General features: G+C 67.4%; 26 protein-coding genes, 1 tRNA gene and 1 other RNA gene. 14 read left to right on the top strand and 14 right to left on the bottom strand.

The genetic code is table 11. The features are described 5' to 3' along the window. Positions 1-2 precede the first annotated feature (2 nt). Positions 3-806, bottom strand: a complete 804-nt coding sequence (gene hisN, locus ABIC25_RS16545; protein WP_239402660.1) for a histidinol-phosphatase — start codon at positions 804-806, stop codon at positions 3-5. Between the two features lie 19 nt (positions 807-825). Between hisN and ABIC25_RS16540 the strand changes: the two genes are divergently transcribed. The 7 genes from ABIC25_RS16540 to smpB all read left to right on the top strand — a co-directional run bounded on the left by ABIC25_RS16540 (position 826) and on the right by smpB (position 6,195). Continuing rightward, positions 826-1,218 carry a hypothetical protein gene (locus ABIC25_RS16540; RefSeq protein WP_064571658.1) on the top strand — a complete coding sequence of 131 codons (393 nt, stop codon included), beginning with the start codon at positions 826-828 and terminating at the stop codon, positions 1,216-1,218. Between the two features lie 46 nt (positions 1,219-1,264). Further along, the gene (gene prfB / locus ABIC25_RS16535) at positions 1,265-2,380 is read left to right on the top strand and encodes a peptide chain release factor 2 (RefSeq protein WP_004023699.1); all 1,116 of its coding nucleotides are present in this window, start codon (positions 1,265-1,267) and stop codon (positions 2,378-2,380) included. Continuing rightward, complete coding sequence (locus tag ABIC25_RS16530; RefSeq protein WP_004023698.1) at positions 2,377-3,333, top strand: mechanosensitive ion channel family protein; 957 nt, start codon at positions 2,377-2,379, stop codon at positions 3,331-3,333. Before prfB ends, ABIC25_RS16530 begins: the two co-directional genes overlap by 4 nt. After that, positions 3,333-3,902: an Rv3103c transmembrane domain-containing protein gene (locus tag ABIC25_RS16525; protein WP_354562294.1), complete on the top strand. Its 570-nt coding sequence runs from the start codon at positions 3,333-3,335 to the stop codon at positions 3,900-3,902. The genes ABIC25_RS16530 and ABIC25_RS16525 overlap by 1 nt, the downstream gene beginning before the upstream one ends. 91 nt (positions 3,903-3,993) lie before the next feature. Then, the gene (gene ftsE / locus ABIC25_RS16520; protein WP_354562292.1) at positions 3,994-4,680 is read left to right on the top strand and encodes a cell division ATP-binding protein FtsE; all 687 of its coding nucleotides are present in this window, start codon (positions 3,994-3,996) and stop codon (positions 4,678-4,680) included. Positions 4,681-4,734: 54 nt separating this feature from the next. Further along, positions 4,735-5,643 carry a permease-like cell division protein FtsX gene (ftsX, locus tag ABIC25_RS16515; RefSeq protein WP_004023695.1) on the top strand — a complete coding sequence of 303 codons (909 nt, stop codon included), beginning with the start codon at positions 4,735-4,737 and terminating at the stop codon, positions 5,641-5,643. A 75-nt stretch (positions 5,644-5,718) separates the two neighbouring features. Continuing rightward, positions 5,719-6,195, top strand: coding sequence for an SsrA-binding protein SmpB (gene smpB, locus ABIC25_RS16510; protein ID WP_004023694.1), 477 nt, complete (start codon positions 5,719-5,721; stop codon positions 6,193-6,195). 1 nt (position 6,196) lies between these two features. Here the strand turns inward: smpB and ABIC25_RS16505 are convergent, their stop codons facing one another. Both ABIC25_RS16505 and ABIC25_RS16500 read right to left on the bottom strand, forming a co-directional pair. Further along, the gene (locus ABIC25_RS16505; RefSeq protein WP_354562291.1) at positions 6,197-6,742 is read right to left on the bottom strand and encodes a hypothetical protein; all 546 of its coding nucleotides are present in this window, start codon (positions 6,740-6,742) and stop codon (positions 6,197-6,199) included. 144 nt (positions 6,743-6,886) lie between these two features. Further along, entirely contained in the window at positions 6,887-7,243 is a 357-nt protein-coding gene (locus tag ABIC25_RS16500) for a hypothetical protein (protein ID WP_239402656.1), read from the bottom strand. Positions 7,244-7,387: 144 nt separating this feature from the next. Here ABIC25_RS16500 and ABIC25_RS16495 point away from each other — a divergent pair, with 144 nt between their 5' ends. Beyond that, complete coding sequence (locus ABIC25_RS16495; RefSeq protein ID WP_354562289.1) at positions 7,388-7,969, top strand: TetR/AcrR family transcriptional regulator; 582 nt, start codon at positions 7,388-7,390, stop codon at positions 7,967-7,969. 61 nt (positions 7,970-8,030) lie between these two features. Beyond that, positions 8,031-8,404, top strand: a transfer-messenger RNA (tmRNA) gene (gene ssrA / locus ABIC25_RS16490). 57 nt (positions 8,405-8,461) lie between these two features. Here ssrA and ABIC25_RS16485 read toward each other — a convergent pair. Genes ABIC25_RS16485 through ABIC25_RS16455 form a run of 7 tightly spaced genes read right to left on the bottom strand, consistent with a single transcriptional unit; the run spans position 8,462 to position 14,975 of the window. Next, positions 8,462-9,340 carry a metal ABC transporter permease gene (locus ABIC25_RS16485; RefSeq protein ID WP_354562288.1) on the bottom strand — a complete coding sequence of 293 codons (879 nt, stop codon included), beginning with the start codon at positions 9,338-9,340 and terminating at the stop codon, positions 8,462-8,464. Next, entirely contained in the window at positions 9,337-10,143 is an 807-nt protein-coding gene (locus ABIC25_RS16480) for a metal ABC transporter ATP-binding protein (protein ID WP_239402654.1), read from the bottom strand. The genes ABIC25_RS16485 and ABIC25_RS16480 overlap by 4 nt, the downstream gene beginning before the upstream one ends. Next, complete coding sequence (locus ABIC25_RS16475) at positions 10,140-11,063, bottom strand: metal ABC transporter substrate-binding protein (protein WP_004023688.1); 924 nt, start codon at positions 11,061-11,063, stop codon at positions 10,140-10,142. Before ABIC25_RS16475 ends, ABIC25_RS16480 begins: the two co-directional genes overlap by 4 nt. A 54-nt stretch (positions 11,064-11,117) precedes the next feature. Further along, positions 11,118-11,759 (bottom strand): class I SAM-dependent methyltransferase, encoded by a 642-nt coding sequence (locus ABIC25_RS16470; protein WP_354562286.1) that lies wholly within the window; start codon positions 11,757-11,759, stop codon positions 11,118-11,120. Continuing rightward, a complete protein-coding gene (locus ABIC25_RS16465; protein ID WP_354562285.1) occupies positions 11,756-12,886 on the bottom strand; it encodes an ABC transporter permease in 1,131 nt (376 codons plus the stop codon). The genes ABIC25_RS16470 and ABIC25_RS16465 overlap by 4 nt, the downstream gene beginning before the upstream one ends. After that, positions 12,883-13,722, bottom strand: coding sequence for an ABC transporter ATP-binding protein (locus ABIC25_RS16460; protein WP_064571666.1), 840 nt, complete (start codon positions 13,720-13,722; stop codon positions 12,883-12,885). Before ABIC25_RS16460 ends, ABIC25_RS16465 begins: the two co-directional genes overlap by 4 nt. A gap of 20 nt (positions 13,723-13,742) precedes the next feature. Then, the gene (locus ABIC25_RS16455) at positions 13,743-14,975 is read right to left on the bottom strand and encodes a CaiB/BaiF CoA transferase family protein (protein ID WP_354562283.1); all 1,233 of its coding nucleotides are present in this window, start codon (positions 14,973-14,975) and stop codon (positions 13,743-13,745) included. 195 nt (positions 14,976-15,170) lie between these two features. On the opposite strand from ABIC25_RS16455, the gene ABIC25_RS16450 reads away from it, so the two are divergent. Then, entirely contained in the window at positions 15,171-16,955 is a 1,785-nt protein-coding gene (locus tag ABIC25_RS16450) for a long-chain-acyl-CoA synthetase (RefSeq protein WP_064571667.1), read from the top strand. 4 nt (positions 16,956-16,959) lie between these two features. Here ABIC25_RS16450 and ABIC25_RS16445 read toward each other — a convergent pair whose 3' ends face one another. After that, complete coding sequence (locus tag ABIC25_RS16445) at positions 16,960-17,718, bottom strand: alpha/beta hydrolase (protein WP_374206373.1); 759 nt, start codon at positions 17,716-17,718, stop codon at positions 16,960-16,962. Here ABIC25_RS16445 and pgm point away from each other — a divergent pair. The 4 genes from pgm (at position 17,717) to ABIC25_RS16425 (ending at position 21,709) form a co-directional block, all read left to right on the top strand. Then, entirely contained in the window at positions 17,717-19,360 is a 1,644-nt protein-coding gene (gene pgm / locus ABIC25_RS16440) for a phosphoglucomutase (alpha-D-glucose-1,6-bisphosphate-dependent) (RefSeq protein WP_354562281.1), read from the top strand. The genes ABIC25_RS16445 and pgm overlap by 2 nt on opposite strands. Before the next feature lie 82 nt (positions 19,361-19,442). Further along, positions 19,443-20,195, top strand: a complete 753-nt coding sequence (locus ABIC25_RS16435; RefSeq protein WP_004023680.1) for a DsbA family protein — start codon at positions 19,443-19,445, stop codon at positions 20,193-20,195. A 129-nt stretch (positions 20,196-20,324) separates the two neighbouring features. Continuing rightward, positions 20,325-20,397, top strand: a tRNA-Ala gene (locus ABIC25_RS16430). A 193-nt stretch (positions 20,398-20,590) separates the two neighbouring features. Further along, a complete protein-coding gene (locus ABIC25_RS16425; RefSeq protein WP_004023626.1) occupies positions 20,591-21,709 on the top strand; it encodes a histone deacetylase-like amidohydrolase in 1,119 nt (372 codons plus the stop codon). Here ABIC25_RS16425 and ABIC25_RS16420 read toward each other — a convergent pair. The 3 genes from ABIC25_RS16420 to ABIC25_RS16410 all read right to left on the bottom strand — a co-directional run bounded on the left by ABIC25_RS16420 (position 21,702) and on the right by ABIC25_RS16410 (position 23,999). Next, the gene (locus tag ABIC25_RS16420) at positions 21,702-22,730 is read right to left on the bottom strand and encodes a helix-turn-helix transcriptional regulator (protein ID WP_239402645.1); all 1,029 of its coding nucleotides are present in this window, start codon (positions 22,728-22,730) and stop codon (positions 21,702-21,704) included. The two genes, ABIC25_RS16425 and ABIC25_RS16420, sit on opposite strands and share 8 nt — an antisense overlap. A gap of 119 nt (positions 22,731-22,849) precedes the next feature. Continuing rightward, the gene (locus tag ABIC25_RS16415) at positions 22,850-23,149 is read right to left on the bottom strand and encodes a YciI family protein (RefSeq protein ID WP_064571669.1); all 300 of its coding nucleotides are present in this window, start codon (positions 23,147-23,149) and stop codon (positions 22,850-22,852) included. A 481-nt stretch (positions 23,150-23,630) separates the two neighbouring features. After that, on the bottom strand, positions 23,631-23,999 hold the full coding sequence (locus tag ABIC25_RS16410; RefSeq protein WP_157781282.1) for a DUF4234 domain-containing protein: 369 nt from the start codon (positions 23,997-23,999) through the stop codon (positions 23,631-23,633). Positions 24,000-24,359: the final 360 nt, after the last annotated feature.

The following is a 24,359-nucleotide window of genomic DNA, read 5'->3' as shown; positions in this document are numbered from 1 at the left end:
CCTCAGGCGCGCAGGGCCTCGACGACTTCGTCGTGGAGCAGCCCGTTGCTGGCCACCGCACTACCGCCGGCGGGTCCGGGTGTGCCGTCGAGCGCGGTGAAGCGTCCGCCCGCCTCGCGCACCAGGACGTCGAGGGGTGCCAGGTCCCACAGCGAGACCTCGGGTTCGGCGGTGACGTCGACCGCGCCCTCGGCGACGAGGCAGTAGTTGAAGAAGTCGCCGTAACCGCGCACGCGCCACACCCGGTCGGTGAGGTCGACGAACCGGTCCCGGATACCGCGGTCGGCCCACCCGGACAGGCTCGAGAACGCCAGGCTCGCCGACCCGAGGTCGGCGACCCCGGACACCGACAGGCGACGCACGTCTTCGTCGTCGAACCGGGTATGGGCGCCGAGACCCGTTGCCGCCCACCAGCGTCGGCGGAGGGCCGGCGCCGAGATCACGCCGACCGTCGGCACGCCGTCGATGAGAAGCGCGATCAGGGTGGCCCACACCGGGACGCCGCGCACGAAGTTCTTGGTGCCGTCGATGGGATCGACGACCCATTGCCGTCCGGACAGTGCGGCGTCGCCGCCGAACTCCTCGCCGAGAACGGTGTCGGTGGGCCGGCGCGCCGCGAGCCGTTCGCGGATCATCGTCTCGCAGGCGAGATCGGCGTCGGATACGGGTGTGAGGTCCGGCTTGTCGTCGACGCGGAGATCGACCGCCCCGAACCGGTCCATCGTCAGCGCGTCGGCGGAGTCGGCGAGTGAGAGTGCGAGTTCGACGTCGTCGCTGTACTTCGTCGGGCCGGGAGGGACGGACATGCCCGGTAGGGTAGCTGTCATGTTGCTGACCGTGACGTTCACCCTGTTGATCGCGGCACTCGTGGTGGTGCTGGTGGTTCAGTGGCAGCGCGGACGCAATCCGCAGCCGATGTCGGCGGCGAAGGCCTCCCAGTTCGTGCAGGGCACGTTCACCATCGTCGGGGTCTCCGACCGCGACGACGAGCCGACCCGGAGCGCCACCGACAAGAACGGCGACCGCTTCTGCACGATCTCCGGGACGATCGTCGGTCCCGAGACCAGCCCCACCGAGGTGTACGGGACGCTGGTGCTCGGGGCAGGGGACCCCTGGCCGCAGATCGGCGACGATCTGCCGGTTCTCTACAAGCCGAACAAGGCCGCGACGTCGTGGCGGTTCGGCGTCATGCCCGAGCCCGGCCCCGACCCACTCTGATCCTCCCGGGCGCTCCCTCGCCGGACTGTCGGTACTCTGGATAACCGTGCATCCCGACGTGACCGCAGACCTCGAATCCCTCGACGCCACCTTGACCACCGTGGAGAAGGTGCTCGACCTCGAAGAGCTGCGCCGTCGCATCGACGAGCTCGAGATGCAGGCCTCGGACCCGGACCTGTGGAACGACCAGGACCATGCCCAGAAGGTCACCAGCGAGCTGTCGCACGCGCAATCCGAACTCCGGAAGGTCTCCGAGCTGCGCCAGCGGCTCGAGGATCTCCCCGTGCTGTACGAGCTCGCCGATGCCGAAGAGGGTGACGACAAGGTCGCCGCCCTGGCCGACGCCGATGCCGAGCGCGAGAGTCTGCGGACCGACATCCAGGCGATGGAGGTCAAGACGATGCTCGCCGGCGAGTACGACTCGCGCGACGCGGTCGTCAACATCCGCTCGGGTGCCGGCGGCGTCGACGCTGCGGACTGGGCACAGATGCTGATGCGCATGTACATCCGGTGGGCCGAGCAGAAGGGGTACGGGGTCGAGGTCTACGACACGTCCTACGCCGAGGAGGCGGGCCTCAAGAGCGCGACCTTCGCGGTGAAGGCCCCGTACATGTACGGCACTCTCTCCGTCGAGCAGGGCACCCATCGACTCGTGCGCATCAGTCCGTTCGACAACCAGAGTCGGCGCCAGACGTCGTTCGCCGAGGTCGAGGTGCTGCCGGTGGTCGAGACGACCGACCACATCGACGTCGACGAGAACGACATCAAGGTCGACGTGTACCGGTCCTCCGGCCCCGGCGGGCAGTCGGTCAACACGACCGACTCCGCGGTCCGCCTCACGCACATCCCGACCGGGATCGTCGTGACGTGTCAGAACGAGAAGAGCCAGCTGCAGAACAAGGCGTCGGCGATGCGCGTCCTGCAGGCCAAACTCCTCGACCGCAAGCGGCAAGAGGAACGCGCCGAACTCGATGCCCTGAAGGGTGACGGTGGCTCGAGCTGGGGCAACCAGATGCGCTCGTACGTGCTGCACCCGTACCAGATGGTGAAGGACCTGCGGACGGGCGTCGAGGACAACAACCCCACATCCGTGCTCGACGGCGAGCTGGACAAGTTCATCGAGGCCGGGATCCGCTGGCGGATGGCGACCACCGAAGCGTGATCACCTCAGCCGCCGACCTCGTGCTGGCCGCTGCGCCGACCCCGACCGAAGTTCTGCTCGGCCGGGTCTACGTCTGGTTGGCGACGAGCGGACTCGAGATCGTCATCTGGATCCTGGGTGCCGTGCTCCTGGCCCGGCTGATCCGCTGGGGTGCCGACAAATACGCCTCGCGCGTGGACTCGCGGTTCTCGACCAGCGATCTCATCGTGCAGACCGAAGATGCGAAGCACCGACGGGCACTGGTCGACGTCGTCGCCTGGACGCTGATCGTGGTGATCGCGATCATCGTGATCATCCACGCACTGTCGGTGTTCGGCATCCCACTCAGCGGGTTGACCGGACCCACCGCGGTGATCGGCGCGGCACTCGGTTTCGGCGCGCAGCGCATCGTGCAGGACATCCTGGCCGGATTCTTCGTCGTGGCCGAGAAGCAGTACGGCTACGGCGACGTGGTCAACCTGACGGTGACGGGCAACGCGCCGGCCGAGGGCACCGTGGAGGACGTCACGCTCCGGGTGACCAAGCTGCGTACCGCCGAGGGAGAGGTCATCACCGTTCCCAACGGTCAGATCGTCAAGGCGACCAACCTCTCCAAGGATTGGGCACGCGCGGTCGTGGACGTCCCGGTCCCGTCCGAGGCCGACATCGGGATGGTCAACGAGACGCTCGATCGGGTCGGCCGTGAGTTCTACGCGTTGCCGCGCTGGCACGACCTCCTGCTCGACGCGCCGTCGTCGCTCGGCGTCACCAGCCTCGAGCTCGACGCGATCACCGTGCGCATGGTGACGCGCACCCTGCCGGGCAAACAGTTCGAGGTCGGGCGCGCGCTGCGTGTGCACATCATCCGGGCGCTGGCGCGGGAGGGGATCAACGTCCCCGCACGTGAGGTGCGGTCCGCGGGAGGTCCGCCGGCGACGCACGCGGACCAGGGCAACCGGGACGGGGGAGACTGATGGCCGACTCGAACATCCCAGGTGACATCCCGGGCCGCGACGGGCCCCACGAGGACCGAACCGCCCGACCCATCCCCGGCGCGGACGACCCCACCCAGATCATCCCGACGCAGGGCATCCCCCCGCAGGATCCGCCCCCGCAGGAGTCGCCGTCCGGATCCGACCGCAGACGGCGCATCGACTGGGGTCACATCGCGCGTACGCGGATCCGGACCAGCACAGCGATCCTCGTCGCCGTGTTCCTGGCGTGCTGTGTGCTGTACGGGTACACCTCGCAGCGCTACGGCGTCGTGGCGCCGGCGCCCGCGCGGCCCGCGCCGACGTCATCGCAGACGGTCGAACCGACCTACGAGCCGCCGCCGTCCACGACGTCGTCGACGACGAGCACCACCACCGAATCGTCGACGACCGACACCACCGGCGGTGTCGACGGCACGGACGGCACGTCGACGGACGGGACGCGGTCGCAGACGCCGAGCACCAGCCGCGAGACCATCCCCGGGCTGCCGAACATCCCTCTCCCGAATTTCGGCGGGCAGACCCCGACCACCACGGTCCCGACACGCTGACCCGGCCGGAAAACGGCTGGTCAGGCGGGTGGATGCAACGGGGTGTCGCGCCTGAACGCACTCTCAGGAGTCGTCGTTACACTGGCACATCGTGATCAAGCTGGAGAACGTCACGATGCAGTACAAGGCGTCCAGTCGACCCGCTCTGAAGGATCTGAGCCTCGAGGTCGACAAGGGGGAGTTCGCGTTTCTGATCGGTCCGTCGGGGTCGGGCAAGTCGACGTTCTTCCGACTCCTCCTCAAGGAGGACCGGCCGACGAGCGGCGAGGTCTACCTCGGCGAGTTCCACGTGAACAAACTGCGGGCAGGGTCCGTGCCGAAGCTGCGCCAGTCCATCGGATGTGTGTTCCAGGACTTCCGACTGCTTCAGAAGAAGACGGTGGCGGAGAACGTCGCCTTCGCCCTCGAAGTGATCGGACGACCGCGTTCCACCGTCCAGAAGGTGGTACCGGAAGTGCTCGAATACGTCGGCCTCGGAGGCAAGCACGACCGCATGCCCAACGAACTGTCCGGTGGTGAGATGCAGCGCGTGGCGATCGCCCGCGCCATCGTGAACCGGCCGCTGGTGCTCTTGGCCGACGAGCCCACCGGCAACCTCGACCCCGAGACCAGTGAAGAGATCGTCGACGTGCTCGATCGCGTCAACCGCCGCGGCACCACGGTGGTGATGGCCACCCACGACCGTCACATCGTCGATGCGATGCGACGACGGGTTCTCGAGTTCGACAGCGGCCAACTCGTCCGCAACGACCCGCAGGGCGTGTACGGGATCGGCTGACGCGCAGCCGGCCCCGACACACTTCCCCGAGACCCAAGGACTGTCTGAGCAGACATGCGAGCGAATTTCATCATCAGCGAAGTTCTCCACGGACTCCGCCGCAACGCGACCATGACCATCGCGATGATCATCACCACCGCGATCACACTGGGAATGTTCGGTGGTGGTCTGCTGGTGATCCAGATGGCGGACAAGAGCCAGCAGATCTTCCTCGACCGGGTGGAGATGGAGTTCTATCTCAATCCCGAGGTGACCGAGCGGGATCCGCAGTGCGAATCCGACCCGTGTGCCCAGCTGCGTCGGGGTCTCGAGAACGAGCCGGGCGTCACCTCGGTGACCTACCTGGACAAGGACGAGGCCTTCAAGCGCGCCAAGGAGATCTTCGCGAACAACCCCGACCTCGCCGAGAACATCGTGGAGGGCACGCTGCCGGCCTCCCTGCGTGTGCGGGTGTCCGACCCGAATCAGTTCGATGCGGTGCTCACCAAATACGCGGCCCGGAAGGATCTGGGAGTCGACGCCTTCAAGGACGACCGCAAACTGGTGCAGCGGATCTTCAGCGTGCTCGACGGCGTACGCAACGCGACGTTCGCGATCGCCTCGGTGCTGGCGATCGCCGCGATCCTGTTGATCATCAACACCGTTCAGGTCGCGGCCTTCACGAGACGGACCGAGGTCTCGATCATGCGCCTGGTGGGCGCCACCCGGTGGTACACACAGCTGCCGTTCCTGCTCGAGGCGGTGGTGTCGGCCTTCGTCGGCTCGGTGTTGGCCATCGGTGGCCTGCTGCTGGCCAAGAAGTTCTTCTTCGACAACGCGTTACGCGAGTTGTACGGGGTCAGCTTCTTCGCGCGGATCGAGCTGACCGACGTGCTGTTCGTCGCCCCGTGGCTCGTGCTCGGCGGAATTGTGTTGGCCGGCGCGACCGCGTATGTCACGCTTCGTGTCTATGTCCGGGAATGATCCGTCGGTCTCGACGGTTCGGAACGTCGGTGATCTGCAACGCAGCGGTCACCATCAGAGCGAGGAGGTGAGTGCATGCCGAAGGAAAAGGGACGCAATGTGATCGCGTCCAATCGCAAGGCGCGGCACAACTACGCCATCCTCGACGTCTTCGAGGCCGGGATCGTGCTCGTGGGCACCGAGGTGAAGAGTCTCCGGGCAGGCAAGGCGTCGCTGGTCGACGCGTTCGCGACGATCGACGACGGCGAGGTGTGGCTTCATGCCCTGCACGTCGCCGAGTACGGCAACGGCTCCTGGACCAATCACTCCGTGCGGCGCAAGCGCAAACTGCTCATGCACCGGCGCGAGATCGACAACCTCGTGGGCAAGATCCGCGACGGCAATCTCACGCTGGTGCCGCTGTCGATGTACTTCAACGACGGCAAGGTGAAGGTCGAGCTCGCCCTGGCCCGCGGTAAACAGGCCCACGACAAGCGCCAGGACATCGCCAAGCGCACCGCCCAACGCGAGGTCGAGCGTGAGGTCGGGCGTCGCGTGAAGGGGATGGGGTGAGTCAGGCGCCCGTGTCGGCCTGACCCTGTTGCTGCGTCGGCGCCCCGGGCGTCGTGTTCTGACCGTCCTGCTCGTCGGACTCGGGGTCGCCCTCACCGTCGCGGTTCTGCCTGCCCGGTAGGCCGCCCATCCCGGGCTGACCCATCTGGGGTCCATTCATCTGGGGTCCATTCATCTGTGGGCCGCCTCCCATTCCGGGCCCGTTGCCGCCCTGCTGCCAGACGGCGGCCGGTGCGGGACGCTCGGACGTCGTGTCACCGGTGATGTAACCGGCCCCGAAACCCAACGCGCCCGCGACGATGGCCAGTCCGGCTGCGCCGGCGATCAGGGCCGAGCGCGCCGGCGCGGTTTTCGGCGCGACCGGGTGGGATTCGGCGGGCATGCCGTGGGCGGCGGAGCCGTTCGCGTCGAGGGAGTCATGGGGGTTCGCTCCCGGCGTCGGCGTCGGGCTGATCGGCGTGGTCGCGGCGTCGTCAGATGGGTCGGGCGCCTGCGGGTTGGGGGAGGCGCGGTCGGGTTCGTGCTCGCCGGGGGTCGGGGAGGTCATGTCGGTCTCGCTCTCGTCGGTCGGCCGAGTCCGTCCTCGGCTCACGAGGTCTCCACGATCCCGGTGGCGCCTGGGCCGGGCCTGGCGGGCAGCTGTGAATGAGCTGGCAGCTCGACGACTCCGCCATTGCGTGGGTTGTCGTCGTCAGGCGGCGCGATCGACGCTGGTCCACTCCGTCCGGTGCATGGTCGACACGTCGGCTCTGGGGCGGTACGTGCGCTCGTAGCGCTCGATGTCGGTTCGTCGGAGGAGCGGTGTCAGTGGATCAGCGGACACGATGTCGCCGCCGGAGATCCGCGACCGGCGGCTGAGCTCTGATTGATGCCGGAAGCACGCGACAGACGTGATCAGGAAGACGGCCATGGCGGCGCCGAACGGCCATGCGGGCGCGGCGATGCCGCCGGCCAGTGCCATCACGAACAACCCGAGGAACAGAAATCCGAGAAGCAGGATCAGATATCCGGTGAAAGCCACGGATGTCGATCGAGGTGTGTCGTGCATGAAGGAGTCCTTTCGCTGAGTGGTCCCGACCCGGATCGCTACAGTGACTGTAGCGCAACACTACGTGTAGCGTTTCGTGGCGCGGTAGTATTCCTGCCGACGGTCGGAACCGGAATCGGCGGGAAAGCGTGAGGTGACCACGACGTGGCAGGCGGCAGCGGCCCGAAGATCGTCCGTTCGACCCTGGAGTTGCTCCGGACCCGCGGACCAGCCGGGGTCACGATCGAGAGCGTGGCAGCCCATTCCGGGGTGGCGCGTACGACGATCTATCGCCGCTACCGCAACCGGAACGAGATGCTCGGCGCAGCTCTGCTCGACGTCGCTGTCGTCGAGCCGCCTGATGTGGACCTTCCCGCGGAGGCCCGGCTGCGCTGGGTGGTGACCCACGCGGCGTCGATGGTGCTCGACGGAATCGGTTTCGGCGGCATGGCGGCCCTGCTGACCGATTCCGATCCCGAGTTCGGCGTGCTCTTCCGACAGGTCCTCGCGCGCCACCGCGCCGAACTCCGAGAGGCACTCGACGCGGGTAAACGGCGCGGTCAATTCGCGGCGACGATGGAGCCGGAGATGCTGGTCGACGGCATCGTCGGGGCGCTCGTCGCCGAACGCGCCCGCACCGGAGGTGTCGCCGGTGACTGGGAGGACCGAGTCGTCACCGCGTTCGCGCCCATGGTCTTCGCCGCCGAGAGTGACCCCCGCCGGAGGTCTCGGGGGAAACGGGAATGAACTCTGCGGAACGAGTTGTTAGACTGAAGTGCTCGCTGACTCCGGTCGGCGGGTCCTACTCGGGGCTGATCGGTTTCGACTTCGTGCGTCGAGATAGGGGAAGCGTGTCGGTGCAGGCTGGAGACCACCGTGAGCGTCGCAGCAACCAATTAAGCGCCGATTCCAATCAGCGCGACTACGCCCTCGCTGCCTGAGTAGCGACGGCTAGTCTGTCGGCCCGGGTTATGCTCCCAGACCCGGATGCCGGCATCATCTATGGGAGCTCACCGTCCTCGCCGGTCGCGGGTGAGGTCGGAACACCAAACAGCGACTGGGATCGTCATCTCGGCTTGTTCGCGTGACCGAGAGATCCAAGTAGAGACATAGCGGACTGCACACGGAGAAGCCCTAACAACACGACGGAGGACCCGGGTTCAATTCCCGGCAGCTCCACGAGAAAGCGCCCCACCTGTTCAGGTGGGGCGCTTTCGTCTGTCATGGGCTCGGGGCCGATCAACCGGTAGTCAGCGCGTCGAGGGACGCACTCTCGCGGTGTTTGCGTCGTTTGGTGATGACCCCGTGGGTCGGACTGAACAGGTACACACCGAAGAACGCGATGCCCTGGACGAGGACGACCATCCCGCCGGGCGAGGTGTCCTGGTAATAGGAGATGTACAGGCCGATGACCCCGCAGATCGTCGAGATGGCCGGTGCGATGACGAGCATCCGGCCGAACCGGTCGGTGAGCAATCGCGCCGTCGCGCCGGGGATGATGAGCATCGCGACCACCAGCACGATGCCGACGACCTGCAGGGCTGTCACCGCGGTGAGGGCGAGCAGCGCCAGGAGGGCCGCGCCCAGCAACCGCGGGCTGAGGCCGATCGCGAAGGCGTGCGTGCGGTCGAAGGCGTACAGAGTGAAGTCGCGCCGCTTGAGAAGGAGCAGGGTCGCCACGATCGCGCCCAGGATCGCGATCTGCACCAGATCCGACGTCGAGACACCCAGCAGATTGCCGAAGATGATGTGGTTCAGATCGGTCTGGCTCGGCGTCACCGAGATCAGCACCAGCCCGAAGGCGAACAGGGTCGTGAAGACGATGCCGATGGCCGCATCCTCCTTGACCCGGCCGCCGTCGCGGACGGCGCCGATCAGTGCCACCGCGAGGAAGCCGAAGATCACCGCGCCGATGGCGAACGGGACGCCGACGATGTAGGCGAGGACCACGCCGGGCAAGACCGCGTGCGAGACGGCGTCGCCCATCAGCGACCAGCCGATCAGCACGAGCCAGCACGACAGCAGCGCACACACGACCGAGGCGATCAGGGTCGCCCAGAGCGCACGCGTCATGAACGCGTAGGCGAACGGGTCGAGAAGGATGTCGACGATGGTCACGAGACCTCCTCGTGGTGTTCGGAGTCGAGGCGCCCGAACTCGCGGCGTTCGGAAGTCGGTCGGGCGAGTGGATCGAGGCCGAACGCGCGGACGAGGTTGTCGGTGGTGATCACCTCGGTCGGCGCGCCCTGGGCGATCACCCGGCGCATCAGCAGGATCGCCTCGTCGGCCAGCTCGGGTAGGACCTGCAGGTCGTGGGTGGACACCAGGATCGTCGTCCCGGCGTCGGCGAGCTCGCGCAGCAGCGCGGTGATGGTGGCCTCGGTGCGTTTGTCGACGCCGGCGAACGGCTCGTCGAGCAACAGGATCCCGGCTTCCTGTGCGATGCCGCGGGCGACGAAGGCCCGCTTGCGCTGCCCGCCGGACAACTGGCCGATCTGACGGTCGGCGAAGTCGGTGAGCTCGACGCGTGCGAGGGCTTCGTCGACGGCGTCGTGGTCGGACCGTTTCGGGCGACGCGTGAATCCCAGATGGCCGTAGCGACCCGTCATCACGACGTCGCGGACCGAGACCGGGAAGGTCCAGTCGATGTCCTCGGACTGCGGCACGTAGCCGAGCGCGCCGGCTCGACGCGCCGCGGCCGGCGTCCGACCGCCGAGCCGGACCGTGCCGGTCGTCGGGGTCACCGACCCCACGATCGTCTTGAACAGCGTCGACTTGCCCGATCCGTTCATGCCCACAAGGCCGCACACCTGGCCGGCCGGCACTCGCACCGACGCGTGGTCGAGGGCGAGGATGTCGCCGTACCGCACGGTCACGTCCGTCACCTCGATGGCGGAACCGCTAGTCGCTGAGGCGTTCACGTGTTGCTCCCGGTCAGGCCCGACACGATGGTCGCGACGTCGTGGCGGATGAGGTCGAGGTAGGTGGGTACAGGGCCGTCGGCCTCGGAAAGCGAATCGACGTACAGGGTGCCGCCGAATCGGGCGTCGGTCGCGTTGACGACCTGCTTCATCGGGGCGTCGGAGACGGTGGATTCGCAGAACACGCCGGGGACACGGTTTGCCCGGACGAAGTCGATCGTGTCCGCGACCTGTTGCGGCGTCGCCTGCTGTTCGGCATTGACCGGCCAGATATAGCGTTCGGTGAGCCCGGCGTCGCGGGCGAGGTAGGAGAACGCGCCTTCGCAGGTGACGAGGGCCCGTTCGTTGGCAGGCAGTCCGGCCAGTGCGGAGGTGAGGCCGGTCTGCACCTGCTGAAGCTGCTTCTTGTAGGCGGCCGCATTGGATTCGAAGGTGGTGGCGCCGTCGGGATCGAGTTCCGTGAACGCCCGAACCATGTTGTCGACATAGATCTGCACGTTCACCGGACTCATCCACGCATGCGGATTCGGCTTGCCCGCGTATGCATCCGAAGCGATGTCGATCGGCTCGACACCCTCGCTGACGACGACGTGCCGGACGTCGAGGCCGTCGACGAACTGCGCGAACCAGGCTTCGAGGTTCAGACCGTTGTCGAGGATGAGCGAGGCGGTCGCGGCGCGCCGGATGTCACCGGGGGTCGGCTCGTACCCGTGGATCTCGGCGCCCGGCTTGGTGATCGACTCCACCTCCAGGCGGTCGCCGGCGACTTCCGAGGCGATGTCGGCGAGCACGGTGAACGTCGTGAGCACGACCTTCTCGTCGGGGAGCCGGCTCGACAGCGTGCACCCCGCGACGATCGTGCAGACGGCGGCAAGGAGGGCCCCGACGGGGACGAACCGACGACGCGCGCGCTTGGGCATGCCGACACTATAGTTTCGGCTGCCCGAACTTTCTAGTTCGGGGCGTGCTCGCAGCTACCGTCGCCGTGCGAGCAGGTGGAACTCGGGAAAACGGTGGTCGTCGTCGGCGCGGCGCACCGTTCGCCATTCCTCGTCGAACCCGGCTCCGGCCAGTGCGGCGGACATGCGATCCGGGTGCCACCGCCAGGCGGGCGCCACGCGATGATCGAACTCGGTGACCTCGTCCGCCTCGGTGGTCTGTCCCGCGATCAGCACGACGCCGCCGGGCCTCATCCGAGCGGCCCAGCCGCGGAGGATGTCCGGGACGGATCCGGGCGGCACATGAATCAGGCTGAAACGCGCGACCACCGCGGCGATGTCGATCTCGTCGAGCTCTGGCGACCTCAGCCGTGCATCGTCGAGGACAAACCGAAGGTCGGCATGCGACGTTCTCGCGATCCGCACCATCTCCGTACTCGGATCGGCGCCGATGACATCGATGCCCGCGGCCGCCACTTCCGCCGTCACCCCACCCGGCCCGCAGCCCACGTCCAGCACGGTTCCCGGGACGCCACTCCCGCGGACATGGTCGACGAAGGCATCGATGACGTGACGCTGCAGAGCGTTGGAGAACGGTGACGGGAACGTCGCGACGTACAGGTCGGCGAGCGCGTCGTATCCGGGCTGGAACCCGGCGTCGCCGTCAGCTGAACTCATGCGATCCGGACGCCGCGCGGGAGTTTCCCGGCCGGAATCCGGAGACGACGTGCGGCGACGACGTAACCCAGCCCACCGAACACCAGATAGATCCCCAGGCCGACAACCCACGAGTGGCCCATCTCGGACGTCTCGTGGGCGGCCTCGCGGGCGATGTGTCCGGTGGGGGCGTGCTGGTCGACGTAACCGTAGGAGATGTCGGCGCACGTCCGTGGGCCGATGTACGGACCCGCCCGCACTGCCGACAGCATCCGCGAGATCTCCTGAGCCGCCGTGCTGTCGGAGGATCTCATCGGGTTCTCCGGTGGCGAGGACACGGCGTCGGCCACGATGAAGAACGGGTTCGGGGCGAGGAGCCACCAGATGCGTTCGTGATGGTGGAACTCCTCGTCTCGGGTGACCTCCCGACACGTCCAGGTCGGCGTCGGACTCGATGGGTCGGTCACCGTCGTCTCGGTGCGGACCACCGAATGCGTCTGTGCGACCGTCGGATACAGGAGGCCGAAGACCACCGGGAGGCCGAGGAGGAGGAAGAAGACGGCCGCTTGCGTCAACACCGCGGATCCCGCCGGTCGCGCCGTCACCGCGGAGAATCCGAGTCCGATTCCCGCGTAGCAGGCGAAGATCAGTGCCAGGACGATCGCGCCGAGCACGCCGCGCCAGATCGGTTGCGGCGCTTCGATCACGCCCCAGATCAGATATGGGGTGGCGACGGCGACCAAGGCCATCCCGGCCACCCAGCTCCCGATGAGCTTGCCGAGCGCCAGTTGCCAGTTGCCGATCGCGGTGTCCTGGACCACGGCCAGGGTTGCATCCTTGCGGTCGCCGTTGATCGTCGTCGCCGCCAGCGTCGGGGCCACGATGATCCCGAGCAGCAACAGGAATCCGACCAGGAGCCCGTACAGGTTCGACGCCCATCCGGTGTAGGTGCCGCCGAACACTGCCACGGCCAGGTACATCGATCCGAAGACCGCCAGCGAGATCACGACGAAGGCGACGATGAGCGTGGCCTTCCACCTCGTCGTCCGGAGCCGCTGGCGCAGTTCGAGTTCGACGATGACCCCGACCATGCGCCACCAGCCGGTGAATGACGTGCGCGACGATGGCGCGTCGGGTTGCGTGATCATCGGCGCTCCGGGTCGAGTGCGAGGTAGGCGTCTTCGATGCCGGTGGACACGGGAGTGAATTCGCTGACCGCGGCCCCGGAGGACACCAGTTGTGCGAGGTGCCGCGCGGCGTCGGACTCGTCGTCGAAACGGACGTCCCGCGCCTGCCCGGGAGGCTGCCCGACGAGTCTGATGCGCCATACCCCGCCGGCCGCGCCCTGCGGGGCGTGGGTCCGGCCCTCGGTCATCAGCACGACGTCGTCGACCATCTCCTCGAGCTCGGAGAGAATGTGCGACGACACGAGGATCGAGCATCCATCGTCGGCGAGGCGGCGTAACTGACTGCGTAGGTCCATCCGCGACCGCGGGTCCATGCCGGAGGCCGGCTCGTCGAGCAGGAGGATTCGGGGCCGGTGCACCAGGGCGCGGGCGAAGCCGAGTCGCTGTTTCTGGCCGCGCGACAACTCGTGTGCCGGCCGCGTCGCGAGATCGGTCAGGTGGACCAGCTCGAGGAGTTCAGCGGCGCGTTGCCGGGCCTGGGTGGTGGGCATTCCGTAGAGCTTGCCGAACGTCGTCAGGATCTCGCGCGCCGTGAGACTCTCCCAGGTGCCGAAGATGTCCGGCATCCACCCGGTCAGCCGACGCATGTCGGTCGGCTGCACCGGGGCGTCGTCGACCGTGATCGAGCCGGTGTCGGGGGCGAGCAGGCCGGCGAGGAGCAGGAGCAGAGTCGTCTTGCCGGCCCCGTTGGGGCCGACGAGGCCGGTGATCCTGCCGGATCTGAGTTCGAGGCTCGCATCGACGACGGCGGTGTGCCGTCCGAAGGTGCGCGAGAGCCCGGTCGCGACCAGTGACATGCCTCGACCGTAGCCGAGTGTCAGATGACCCCGGCCTCCCGCAACGCCGCGACCTCGTCTTCGGACAACCCCAGCAACCCGCCGTAGACGGCCTCGTTGTCGCAACCGGGGGCCGGGGGACCGGCGTTGCGGATGCCGCCGGGGGTGTCGCTGAACTGCGGCACGACGCCCGGTCCGAGCACGGTGCGCTGGGCACGTTCGTCGTAGTGTTCGGCGATCATCCCGCGCTCCTTCAGGTGCGGGTCGGCGACCACCTCGGCGACGGTGTTCACCGGACCCACGACAACGCCTGCCGCGCCTAGGATCTCGGTCAACTTCTCCGGGGAGTGCTGTCGTGACCAGTCGCCGATGAGGGCGTCGAGTTCGTCCTGGTTGCGGCCACGGGCGGCGTGATCGGCGAACCGATCGTCGGTCGCGAGTTCGGGCTGTCCCATCGCTGCGCACAGTCTCGCGAAGACCGAGTCCTGGTTGGCGGCGATGATGACGTGGGTGCCCTCGCTGGTGGGGTAGAGGTTCGACGGCGCGATGCCGTCGAGGCGGGTGCCCGACGGCCCGCGCACGACGCCCCCGGCGTCGTAGTCCGCGATGGCCGATTCCTGTACCGCCACACAGGATTCGATGAGCGAGGTGTCCACGACCTGCCCCCTGCCGGTCACCGAACGCCGGACCAGCGCGGCGAGTGCGCCCTGCGCCGCGAACATCCCCGCCAGTGTGTCGCCCAGCGAGAGGGCGATCCGCGGCGGGAGCTGGCCCGGGTACCCGTTCAGATGACGCAGCCCGCTCGCGGCCTCGGCGACCGAGGCGTAACCGGCGCGGGTCGAATCCGGGCCGGTCTGGCCATAACCCGAGACACGCACCACGACGATGCCCGGGTTGCGTGCGGACAGCACGTCCGGGCCGATGCCGAGCCGCTCCAGCGTTCCGGGGCGGAAGTTCTCGACGACGACGTCGGCGCGCTCGGCGAGATCGAGGAACAGTTCGCGGCCGCGATCGGACCGCAGGTCGAGGGTGACCGCTTTCTTGTTGCGCCCGTGGACCGTCCAGTAGAAGCGGTGGCCGTCGACCTCGGCCTGGCCCCAGGTGCGGATCGGGTCGGGCTTGCCCGGCGCCTCGATCTTGATGACGTCGGCGCCCATGTCGCCCAGCAGTCGTGCGGCGTGGGGGCCCGCGATGAGCGTGCCCAACTCGAGCACGATGACGCCGTCGAGGGGGCCGGCGGGGCGTTCGCTCATCGGTCGCGAGGTGTCGGTCATCAGGACAGTGTGGCCGGTCACCCGGCGCTCGCCAAGCTCCGACATCGACGCAGCGAGGATCGCGTTGGGAGTTGCGCGACGGTGACCGCGCCCGACCGCACATGATCGATTGGAACAATTGCGCCCCGCCGTGTCATTGACGACGAATCCCGGCTAGGGTGTGTGTCGTCCAACACACAGGGGAGGCTGGAAAACATGGTTGATCACGCATCGGGAACGGGACTCCTGCCGGACATCCGGTTGGCCGACATGATGTCGGGAGTCGCGTCGCTGCGTGGTGATGCCGGCACGATCCTGCGCACCTTGCCGCAGATGCTGCCCAAGCCGCCGACGACCAAGATGTCGATCGGCAAGCGCTTCCAGCAGAGCGTCGACAAGTACCCCGACCGGGATTTTCTCCGGTTCGAGGGCACCTCGATCACCTATCGCGATGCCAACGCGCGGGCGAACCGGCTCGCCGACTTCCTGATTCGGGAGGGCGTCGGTCGCGGGGACGTCGTCGCCGTGCTGTCGCGCAACCACCCCGATGTGGTCATCACCATGCTCGCCATCGTCAAGACGGGTGCGATCTGCGGCATGCTGAACTACAACCAGCGGGGCACTGTTCTCGAACACAGCCTCGGTCTGATCGAGCCGAAAGTCGTTCTCTACGAGCGCGATCTGTTGGAGGCGCTCGAGTCGGTGCCCGCCGGGTGCCGCCCGGCGAAGGAGTTCACCTTCGACGAGCTCGCCACCCTGACCGCGCGTTGCTCGCCCCTCGACCTGGCGGTCACCGAGTCGATCGAGGTCGGATCGACCGCCATCTACATCTTCACGTCCGGCACCACCGGGTATCCCAAGGCCAGCAAGATGAGTCACTATCGCTGGCTGGTGGCCATGAACGGCATCGGTGGTCTGGGAATCCGGCTGCGCGGCGACGACGTCATGTACACGGCGCTGCCCTTCTATCACAACAACGCACTCACAATCTCGGTGTCGTCGGTCCTCGCGTCGGGCGCGTGCCTGGCCATCGGCAAGCAGTTCTCGGCGTCGAAGTTCATCGACGAGGTCATCGAGAACGACGCCACCGCGTTCGCCTACATCGGTGAGCTGTGCCGCTATCTGCTTGCGCAGCCGCCGAAGCCGACCGATCGTGCGCACCGCCTGCGCCTCGCCGTCGGCAACGGTCTGCGCCCGGACATCTGGGATGCGTTCACCGAACGCTTCGGAATCGACCGCATCGTCGAATTGTACGCGGCGAGCGAGGCGAACATCGGATTCATCAATGTCTTCGGCTTGTCCAAGACGGCCGGGTTCTCGCCGTTGCCGTACACGATCGTCGAATACGACGAGGAGACCGGAGAGCCGCTGCGCGGTCCCGACGGCCGGGTGAAGCCGGTCGGCCGTGGCGGAACCGGTTTGCTTCTGGCGCAGATCAACTCGCGAGTTCCCTTCGACGGCTACACCGATCCGAAGGCGACCGAGCGGAAGATCGTCCGCGACGCGAAGCGTAAGGGCGACAAGTGGTTCAACAGCGGAGACGTCGTGCGCGATCAGGGTTTCTCGCACATCGGTTTCGTCGATCGCATCGGCGACACCTTCCGGTGGAAGGGTGAGAACGTGGCCACCACCGAGGTCGAGGCCGTGCTCGACGCCCACCCGGCCGTCGAGGAGGCAGTCGTGTTCGGTGTGCCGATCCCGGGGGTCGACGGCAAGGCCGGCATGGCCGCCATCAGCTTGCAGGACGGGGAGTCGTTCGACGCGGACGGGCTGGCGCGGCACGTTCGCACCGGACTGCCGGCCTACGCATTCCCGCTGTTCGTGCGGATCGTCCCGCAACTCGAGCACACGTCGACGTTCAAGAACATGCGCACCGAGCTGCGCAAGCAGGGGTACGCCGAGACCGGTGACGACCCGCTGTACGTGTTGGCGGGGGAGAAGTACGTCGAGTTCTACCCCGAATTCGTCGACGAACTGGCCGGGGCGCGTCGGAAGGGCTGACGCGTCAGGCGGGTCGTAGCGCGGACAACCGTTCACCGACGAAGTCGAGAGCGCTGCGCTGCCACAACCCGATGTGGTCGAGCATGGCGTGACCGCCGTCGGGGACCGGGATGAACTCGGCGTCGACCCCCTGTGTCGACAGCTCGTCGATGCCCTTTCGGGTCCGCTTCGCCAGGGTCCGGGTGTCGGCGTCGCCGTGTACCGCGACGACCCGCGCGCCGGGCTGGATGTGCCGCCAGTCGGCGAACTGCCACCAGGGCGCGAGTCCGAGGACACCGATGACCCGGCGGTCGGCGGCGAGGTGGGCGGCCACGCGCCCGCCCATGGAATGGCCGATCGCGACGACGGGGACACCGGGGTGTCGTCGACACATCTCGTCGAGTGCGGCGCGCGCGGGCAGCATGGGAGAGTTCTCGTCGCCGTTCCAGCCGTAGACGCGATAACCGACCTGGTGAACGCGCACGGACCGGCCGAAGCGAAGGCGCAGCGACCAGGTGAACGGGTACATGCGCAGCGCGGAGGGCTGCCAGGGACTGAACGGTTTGCGGCTGTTGTCCGTGCCGCCCGGGAGCACGAGCACGAGCAGGCCGGGGGAACGGCGTCCGGGTGACAACAGCCCCGGCAATCCTGAGATCAGCATGTGTGCGGGCCCCTCCGATGCGGTGACGACGATCGTCTCACCGTAGCGATTCGGTTTCCGCGACCGGACGGATCGGTTCGTCAACCGGGCGAACGGCGTGTGGAGTGGCAGAATCGCGGTCATGGCACATCCTCGCGCTGGTACCTTGGCCCTGCCCGAAGACCTCGTCGATGTGGACGCCCTGGTGCGTGCCTATTACGACAACACACCCGATCCGTCAGACCCGTTGCAGCAGGTGGTGTTCGGGACGTCGGGACACCGGGGGTCGAGCTTCGACAACGCCTTCAACGAAGCCCACATCCTCGCGACGACGCAGGCGATCGTCGACTACCGGCGTTCGGCCGGGATCTCCGGCCCGCTGTTCATCGGCTTCGACACCCACGCACTGTCGGTGCCTGCCTGGCGCACGGCGCTCGAGGTGCTCGCGGCGAACGAGGTGACCGTCTACACCGCCGAGAGCGACTCCTTCACGCCGACGCCCGCGATCAGTCGCGCCATCCTCAAGTTCAATCGCGACAACCCCGGGGTGCTGTCCGACGGCATCGTCGTGACACCGTCGCACAACCCGCCCCGCGACGGCGGGTTCAAATACAACCCACCGACCGGGGGCCCGGCAGACACCTCGATCACCTCCGTGGTGGCGGCGCGGGCGAACGAGCTGCTCGAGCAGAAGCTCGACGGCGTCGCGCGGATCCCGTTCGACCGCGCCCGCAGCGGTGACTACGTCCAGGACTACTCGTTCCTGCTCAACTACATCGACGGTCTCGGCGACGTGGTGGACATGAAGGCCATCCACGACGCGGGGATCCGCATCGGCGCGGACCCGCTGGGCGGCGCATCGGTCGGCTATTGGGCCCTGCTGGGGCTGCGATACAACCTCGACCATCTGACGGTCGTGAACCCGACCGTGGACCCGACGTTCTCGTTCATGACCCTCGACACCGACGGCAAGATCCGGATGGACTGTTCGTCGGCCAACGCGATGGCCTCGCTCATCTCCGCCCGCGACTCCTATGACATCGCGACCGGCAACGACGCCGACTCGGACCGCCACGGCATCGTCACGCCCGACGCCGGTCTGATGAACCCGAACCACTATCTCGCGGTCGCCATCGACTACCTGTTCACCCACCGTCCGCAGTGGTCGGAGTCGGCGGCCGTCGGGAAGACGCTCGTGTCGTCGTCGCTGATCGACCGGGTGGTCGCCGGGATCGGCCGCCCGCTGCTCGAGGTGCCGGTGGGCTTCAAGTGGTTCGTCGACGGCCTGCTGAACGGTCGCGTGGCCTTCGGCGGTGAGGAGAGCGCCGGCGCGTCGTTCCTGACGTTCGACGGCAGCCCGTGGTCGACGGACAAGGACGGCATCATCATGGCGCTGCTGGCGTCGGAGATCCTCGCGGTGACGGGCAAGACACCATCGCAGCGGTATGCCGAACTCGCCGAGGAGTACGGGACCACAGCGTATGCACGGATCGACGCCCCGGCCAGCAGGGAGCAGAAGGCCGTGCTGTCGAAGTTGTCGCCGGAGCAGGTGACGGCAACCGAACTCGCCGGCGAACCCATCTCGGCGATCATGACGACCGCCCCGGGAAACGGGGCTCCCATCGGTGGCCTGAAGGTGACGACGGAGAACGCCTGGTTCGCGGCACGCCCGTCGGGAACCGAGGACGTCTACAAGATCTATGCCGAATCCTTCAAGGGCGCCGACCATCTCGCGCAGGTGCAGCAGGAAGCCCAGCAGGTCGTCGACGCGGCGTTGGGGAGCTGACCGGCTCGGTCCGGTCTCGGGCGGTCACCGCCCGCGCCCATCCCTCAGACAATTTTCAGCGCGACGCCGTTATTGTCGGAATGTGAGCAAGAAGCGCAAGCCGGGAGCATCGGTGCCCCGCACCTCCAACTCGAAGTATCAGCCGAGCGCGCCGTCGAACACGATGACGTACGTGCTCGGCGGCGTGGCCATCCTCGTGATCGCGGGCCTCGTCATCGGCGGGATCTGGTGGAGCGGACGCGGTAAGGGCGAGACCGATCAGGCCGCGCTGGCGTCGAGTTCGACGATGATCGTGGGTCCGGAGACCGCGCCGCTGATCGACGTCTTCGAGGACCCCATGTGTCCGGTGTGCAAGGTCTTCGAGCAGCAGTCCGGGCCGGCCATCACCAAGGCCGTCACCGAGGGCAAGCTCCGCGTGCGCTACCACACACTGCACTTCCTGGACTCGCGATCGGCGACCGGTGACTACAGCTCCCGTGCGGCCGGCGCGTTGGCCTGCGTGGCCGACGAGCAGAACACCGACCTGTTCCTGCGGTTCCACAGTGCGCTGTTCGCCGCGCAGCCGCCCGAGGACGGCACCGGCAACATCACGAGCCCGGAACTCGCACGCATGGCGACCGAACAGGGTGCGACCCCGGCGACCGCGACGTGCATCACCGACAACGCGAAGGTCGCCCAGGCAAAGGAGACCGCGCAGAAGTCGACCGACGAACTGTCGAAGGCGACGGGCGGCCAGGTCGGCACCCCGACCGTGCTGCACGACGGCGAGCCCGTCGACGGCGTCCTCGAGGGCAACGCCTGGCTCGACAGCATCCTGGGCGGTGGCAACTCCTAGAGGGGCAACTCCTGAGCCGCGGGACGCCGACCCGACACCAATCGGGTCGGCGTCCTGGCGATTTGGCTGGTATCGCCGAGATGGTGTAACTTCGCCAGTGCCCTTGAACAGGGCGGAACAACAAAATACGGGGCTATGGCGCAGCTGGTAGCGCACCACACTGGCAGTGTGGGGGTCAGGGGTTCGAGTCCCCTTAGCTCCACCGAACGAAGCCCGTTCCGACTGATGTCGGGACGGGCTTTTCTCATCGGTTGCCACGACTCCAGGCTGGCTGTCGACCGTCCCCACCGCCGATCCCCGGCTCGTCCATCCTCAGTATTTGTACCGATGACAGTCGTCACCGCTCCGATGATGCTGTGTCCACCGACACACGGGTTCGGACGGAAGGAACGATCGTGGCAACGACCACCGGATACATCTGGAACACGCTTTATGGCTGGGCGGACACAGGCAGCGGCGGCATCTTCCCGCCCAGCGTCGACGCCCTGACCCAGCCCATCGCGCATCACGTCGCACACCCCGACACCAAGAGGCGGCTCCACGAGTTGATCAGCGCCTCCGGTCTGATCAACTCGCTGCGACAGCTCGAGCCGGCGCCCGCGACCCGCGAGGACGTCCTCCGAGTCCACGACGCCGCCCACTACGACCGTATCGTCACCGAGAGTGCCCTCCCGAAGGGCGGCGACGCCGGTGACGGGGTGTCGCCGTTCGGCAACGGTGGGCACCACATCGCGCTGCTCGCGGCCGGAGGCGCGATCGAGGCCGTTCGCGCGGTGGCCGACGGCACCGTGAGCAACGCCTACGCACTCATCAACCCGCCGGGGCACCACGCCGAGCGCGCCACCGGCCGTGGGTTCTGCATCTTCAACAACGGCGCGATCGCCGCAGCGCACGCGCTCGACGTGCTCGGGATGACACGCGTGGCGATCGTCGACTGGGATGTCCACCACGGCAACGGCGCCCAGGACATCTTCCGCGAGTCGTCGAACGTGTTGAACATCTCGGTGCACCAGGATCGCTGCTTCCCGTCCGACTCGGGGTTCCGCGACGAGCGGGGTTCCGGTGACGGGTTCGGCTACACCCTCAACGTCCCGCTGCCTCCCGGCGGTGGCAGTGGCGCATACGAATACGCCTTCGACGCGGTGGTCCTGCCCGCGCTGCGCGCCTATCGTCCCGAACTGATCATCGTGGCGAGCGGTTTCGATGCTTCGATGATGGACCCCCTGGCGCGGATGATGTTGCGCGCAGACGGATTCCGATCGCTGGCCAGGAAGATCATCGACGTGGCCGATGAGGTGGCCGGCGGGAGACTCGTCTGTCTCCAGGAGGGTGGCTACAGCCCGTACTACGTTCCGTTCTGCGGGCTGGCGGTGGTCGAGGAGCTCGCCGGCGTCTCCACCGGTACCGCCGACGCGTTTGCACCGATCCTGGGTCCCATGGGCGGCGATGACCTGCTCGCCCATGAGCGCGAGGCGGTCGACGCGGCCGCGGAGCTGCTGGCGGATATCACGTAGGGAACGAGTCGCGGTAGATCCGTGCCAGCTCGGCGACGGGCGCTGTCGCGGGGCCGGGGACGACGGTTGCGGTCGCCGTCGCCCTGGCCGCCGCCTCGGTCCGTCGGTCCACCCCGAGCTTGCGTCGGATGTTGACCATGTGCGTGTGCACCGTCCGCGGACTCAGATTCAGTCCCGTGGCGATCGCGGCGTCGGTGCGTCCGACCACCAGCCCGCTGAGTACGCGCACCTCCTGTCGACTCAGGTGCCACACCTGCTCGGAGGTCACCGGCCAGGCCGTCACCCTGAGGTCGCCGAAGTCGCCGAGGCGCGAGAGCATCACCCGGTACCAGGTTCCCTGATGCCACCACAGGTGTCGGAGTTCGCCGACGCCGCAGGCGACGAAGTCGTCCACCACATGGACGAAAGCGGCTTCGGTGACGAACGGGACGTCCACCGGACCAGCGGACAGGGTCCGAGCGCCCCGGCGTAGGTAGACGGTGGACGGGGCCGGCACGGCCGAGCCCGCGTCGTCCGACGATGGTCGCCGAATGTTCTCCGACGCCTGGTCCGGTCGCAGGACCAGCGCCAGCAAACCCGACAGGTCGCGGGCCAACGCGCGTTGTGGCGCTGCGAATGCGTCGGGGCGTCGAGCAGAGAAGTGCGCGAGACCCACGTAATCGCCACCGTCGAACAACTCGACCGTCATCCCGTCTGCGAAGCCCTCGGCCCGCAGGTACTGCTCGAACAGCACGGTGCGGGTGAACTCGTCGCGGACCCGTCCACCGACGTCGCTGATCGAGAGAGGCAGGCCGTCTGAGGGGTTGAGTCGGTTCGTGAAGCCAACCTCATAATCACGAGGGAACAGGTGCTGCAAGGCCCAGGCCGAACCCGAGGAGTACCCCACCCGGGACACGATACGAGACCGAGCGCCCTCCGGCTGGTGGATGAGCAGCGCGGCGTCGAAGTGCACATGGCCTTGGAGCAGCCGTACTGCCCGCGTCAACTGACCTCGCGTCAGATCGGTTGCCGGATCGCCCATTTCGCCAGTGTAGTGACTCGACGCGGGCGCCGCGGGAAGTCGGTCACATCACGTCGGCGCGATCCGCGGCAACATTCCGACGTGACGGCGGGGACAGTGCTGCGGCGAGGTCGCGACGGTCAATCGCGCCCGATGCCCACGGGCATGGGGAGTATCTCGACGCGGGCGAGACCGGAGGTGACGGCCGGGTCGGCGGCACTGATCGCCCGGACCGCGTCCTCGGAATCTGCGCGCACGACGCCCAGGCCCCAGTTCCCGGCCGGGTCGACCACCGGTCCGAAGATGACTGCGGTGCCGTCGGCGAGGAGACCCGACCAGTACGCGCTGTGTCGGCCCATGATGGCGGCCTCGTCGTCGGACATGTCCCCGGGACCGAAGGTGGGCCTGGGCGGGACGAGTTTGTACACGAAGTGGGACATGCGATGAGCCTCCTGTGATCAGGGGAGTGTGGATTCGATGGCGGCGACCGACGCCGCCAGAGCTGCGGCCCAGCCGCCGGAGTACGCGCCGGAGCTGTAACCGCCTGGGGTGGCGCAGTCTTCGCGCAACTGGTCCTCGGTGAGATGCTCCCAGCCACGGTGCTCACGGACACTCGCGTCAGTGTCGGACCGAGAGCGGTGAACGCCAGCTCGACCTCGGTCCCGCTCGTGTACTCGTCGACCTTCACGGTGCGGGCCCGGTCCGCCGATGGACATCGGTTGTAGCGGCCACCAGGCCCCGATCGTCCGGACGAAAGTGGTGAAGACATGGTCGAGATCAATCGGATAGTGGTGAATTGGTGGATCGGCGGACCTCGCTGCGAGAGGACGGAACTGTCGGTGCCACTGGGGGACTCGTCGAACTCACGCTTGCAAGGGTGTGCAAGACGAGCGTGCTCGATGCCCGTGGGCCTCGGGTGCGCTATGCCGCGCGGGGTTCAGTCACTCGCCCAGCAGCCTGTACATCGGCGAGCGTGTTGAGTCGACGCTGTAGGTAGCGAGTCTGTGAGCCAAACCAGGCGGGTGCCCAAAACCATGTCACCAGCGGCGAAACCTGCGTGGTGGAGCCTGCAGCGGTATGCGCCTCATTGAGTCTCTGGGCAGTGTGGTGGAGGCCGACGAGCCCGTAGAACGGGATGAGCTGGGACCACCATTGTGTCCAGGCGGTTCGTGCGTCGCCGGTAGCGGTGGCCAGTTCGGAGTTGATTCTGTCGTACCAGATGAAGTAGTAGACGCCGCAGGTGATGACCGTGAGCCACCAGAGCGTCCAGGCGCCCTGCTTGCGAATCACGGGTACAGGTTGTCCGGGGAAGTGGGTCACAGTGGCTCCGTTTTCGAGAGGTGGGAACAGACGCCCGAGCATATTCAGGGGACTCTTCCGCCCGTCGCGGGATGTTTCTATTTCATCTGTTCGGCTCAACGTGCTGATGGACTCCGCGGGACGCCGGTGCGCATCGCCGATCGACTTGCGAAGCCCACAGTGGGACAGTTGATCGGGACCGACTGAATAGTTGTGCGGCGCAACACGTGGCCGGCCGCTCTGGGAGTGCTCTGTTGGCGTGATCGACCTGATCGAAGGACACATACTCGAATTCGCTCTGGTTGTGGCATCCGGGGAGGCTAGTCTTGGTCCATTCACTCGACCGAGATC

It is taken from the genome of Gordonia sp. PvP123, assembly GCF_040547295.1.
Classification (GTDB): Bacteria; Actinomycetota; Actinomycetes; order Mycobacteriales; family Mycobacteriaceae; genus Gordonia; species Gordonia terrae.
Note: the sequence above shows the minus strand (reverse complement) of the source record. Positions and strands in the feature narration are given on the sequence as shown.

Bases quoted from the DNA above. Each gene is read 5' to 3' on its own strand.
- hisN (WP_239402660.1), bottom strand. From the start codon at position 806: ATGTCCGTCCCTCCCGGCCCGACGAAGTACAGCGACGACGTCGAACTC.
- ABIC25_RS16540 (WP_064571658.1), top strand. From the start codon at position 826: ATGTTGCTGACCGTGACGTTCACCCTGTTGATCGCGGCACTCGTGGTG.
- ABIC25_RS16525 (WP_354562294.1), top strand. From the start codon at position 3,333: ATGGCCGACTCGAACATCCCAGGTGACATCCCGGGCCGCGACGGGCCC.
- ftsX (WP_004023695.1), top strand. From the start codon at position 4,735: ATGCGAGCGAATTTCATCATCAGCGAAGTTCTCCACGGACTCCGCCGC.
- smpB (WP_004023694.1), top strand. From the start codon at position 5,719: ATGCCGAAGGAAAAGGGACGCAATGTGATCGCGTCCAATCGCAAGGCG.
- ABIC25_RS16505 (WP_354562291.1), bottom strand. From the start codon at position 6,742: ATGACCTCCCCGACCCCCGGCGAGCACGAACCCGACCGCGCCTCCCCC.
- ABIC25_RS16500 (WP_239402656.1), bottom strand. From the start codon at position 7,243: ATGCACGACACACCTCGATCGACATCCGTGGCTTTCACCGGATATCTG.
- ABIC25_RS16475 (WP_004023688.1), bottom strand. From the start codon at position 11,063: ATGCCCAAGCGCGCGCGTCGTCGGTTCGTCCCCGTCGGGGCCCTCCTT.
- ABIC25_RS16470 (WP_354562286.1), bottom strand. From the start codon at position 11,759: ATGAGTTCAGCTGACGGCGACGCCGGGTTCCAGCCCGGATACGACGCG.
- ABIC25_RS16465 (WP_354562285.1), bottom strand. From the start codon at position 12,886: ATGATCACGCAACCCGACGCGCCATCGTCGCGCACGTCATTCACCGGC.
- ABIC25_RS16460 (WP_064571666.1), bottom strand. From the start codon at position 13,722: ATGTCACTGGTCGCGACCGGGCTCTCGCGCACCTTCGGACGGCACACC.
- ABIC25_RS16455 (WP_354562283.1), bottom strand. From the start codon at position 14,975: ATGACCGACACCTCGCGACCGATGAGCGAACGCCCCGCCGGCCCCCTC.
- ABIC25_RS16450 (WP_064571667.1), top strand. From the start codon at position 15,171: ATGGTTGATCACGCATCGGGAACGGGACTCCTGCCGGACATCCGGTTG.
- pgm (WP_354562281.1), top strand. From the start codon at position 17,717: ATGGCACATCCTCGCGCTGGTACCTTGGCCCTGCCCGAAGACCTCGTC.
- ABIC25_RS16445 (WP_374206373.1), bottom strand. From the start codon at position 17,718: ATGACCGCGATTCTGCCACTCCACACGCCGTTCGCCCGGTTGACGAAC.
- ABIC25_RS16420 (WP_239402645.1), bottom strand. From the start codon at position 22,730: ATGGGCGATCCGGCAACCGATCTGACGCGAGGTCAGTTGACGCGGGCA.
- ABIC25_RS16415 (WP_064571669.1), bottom strand. From the start codon at position 23,149: ATGTCCCACTTCGTGTACAAACTCGTCCCGCCCAGGCCCACCTTCGGT.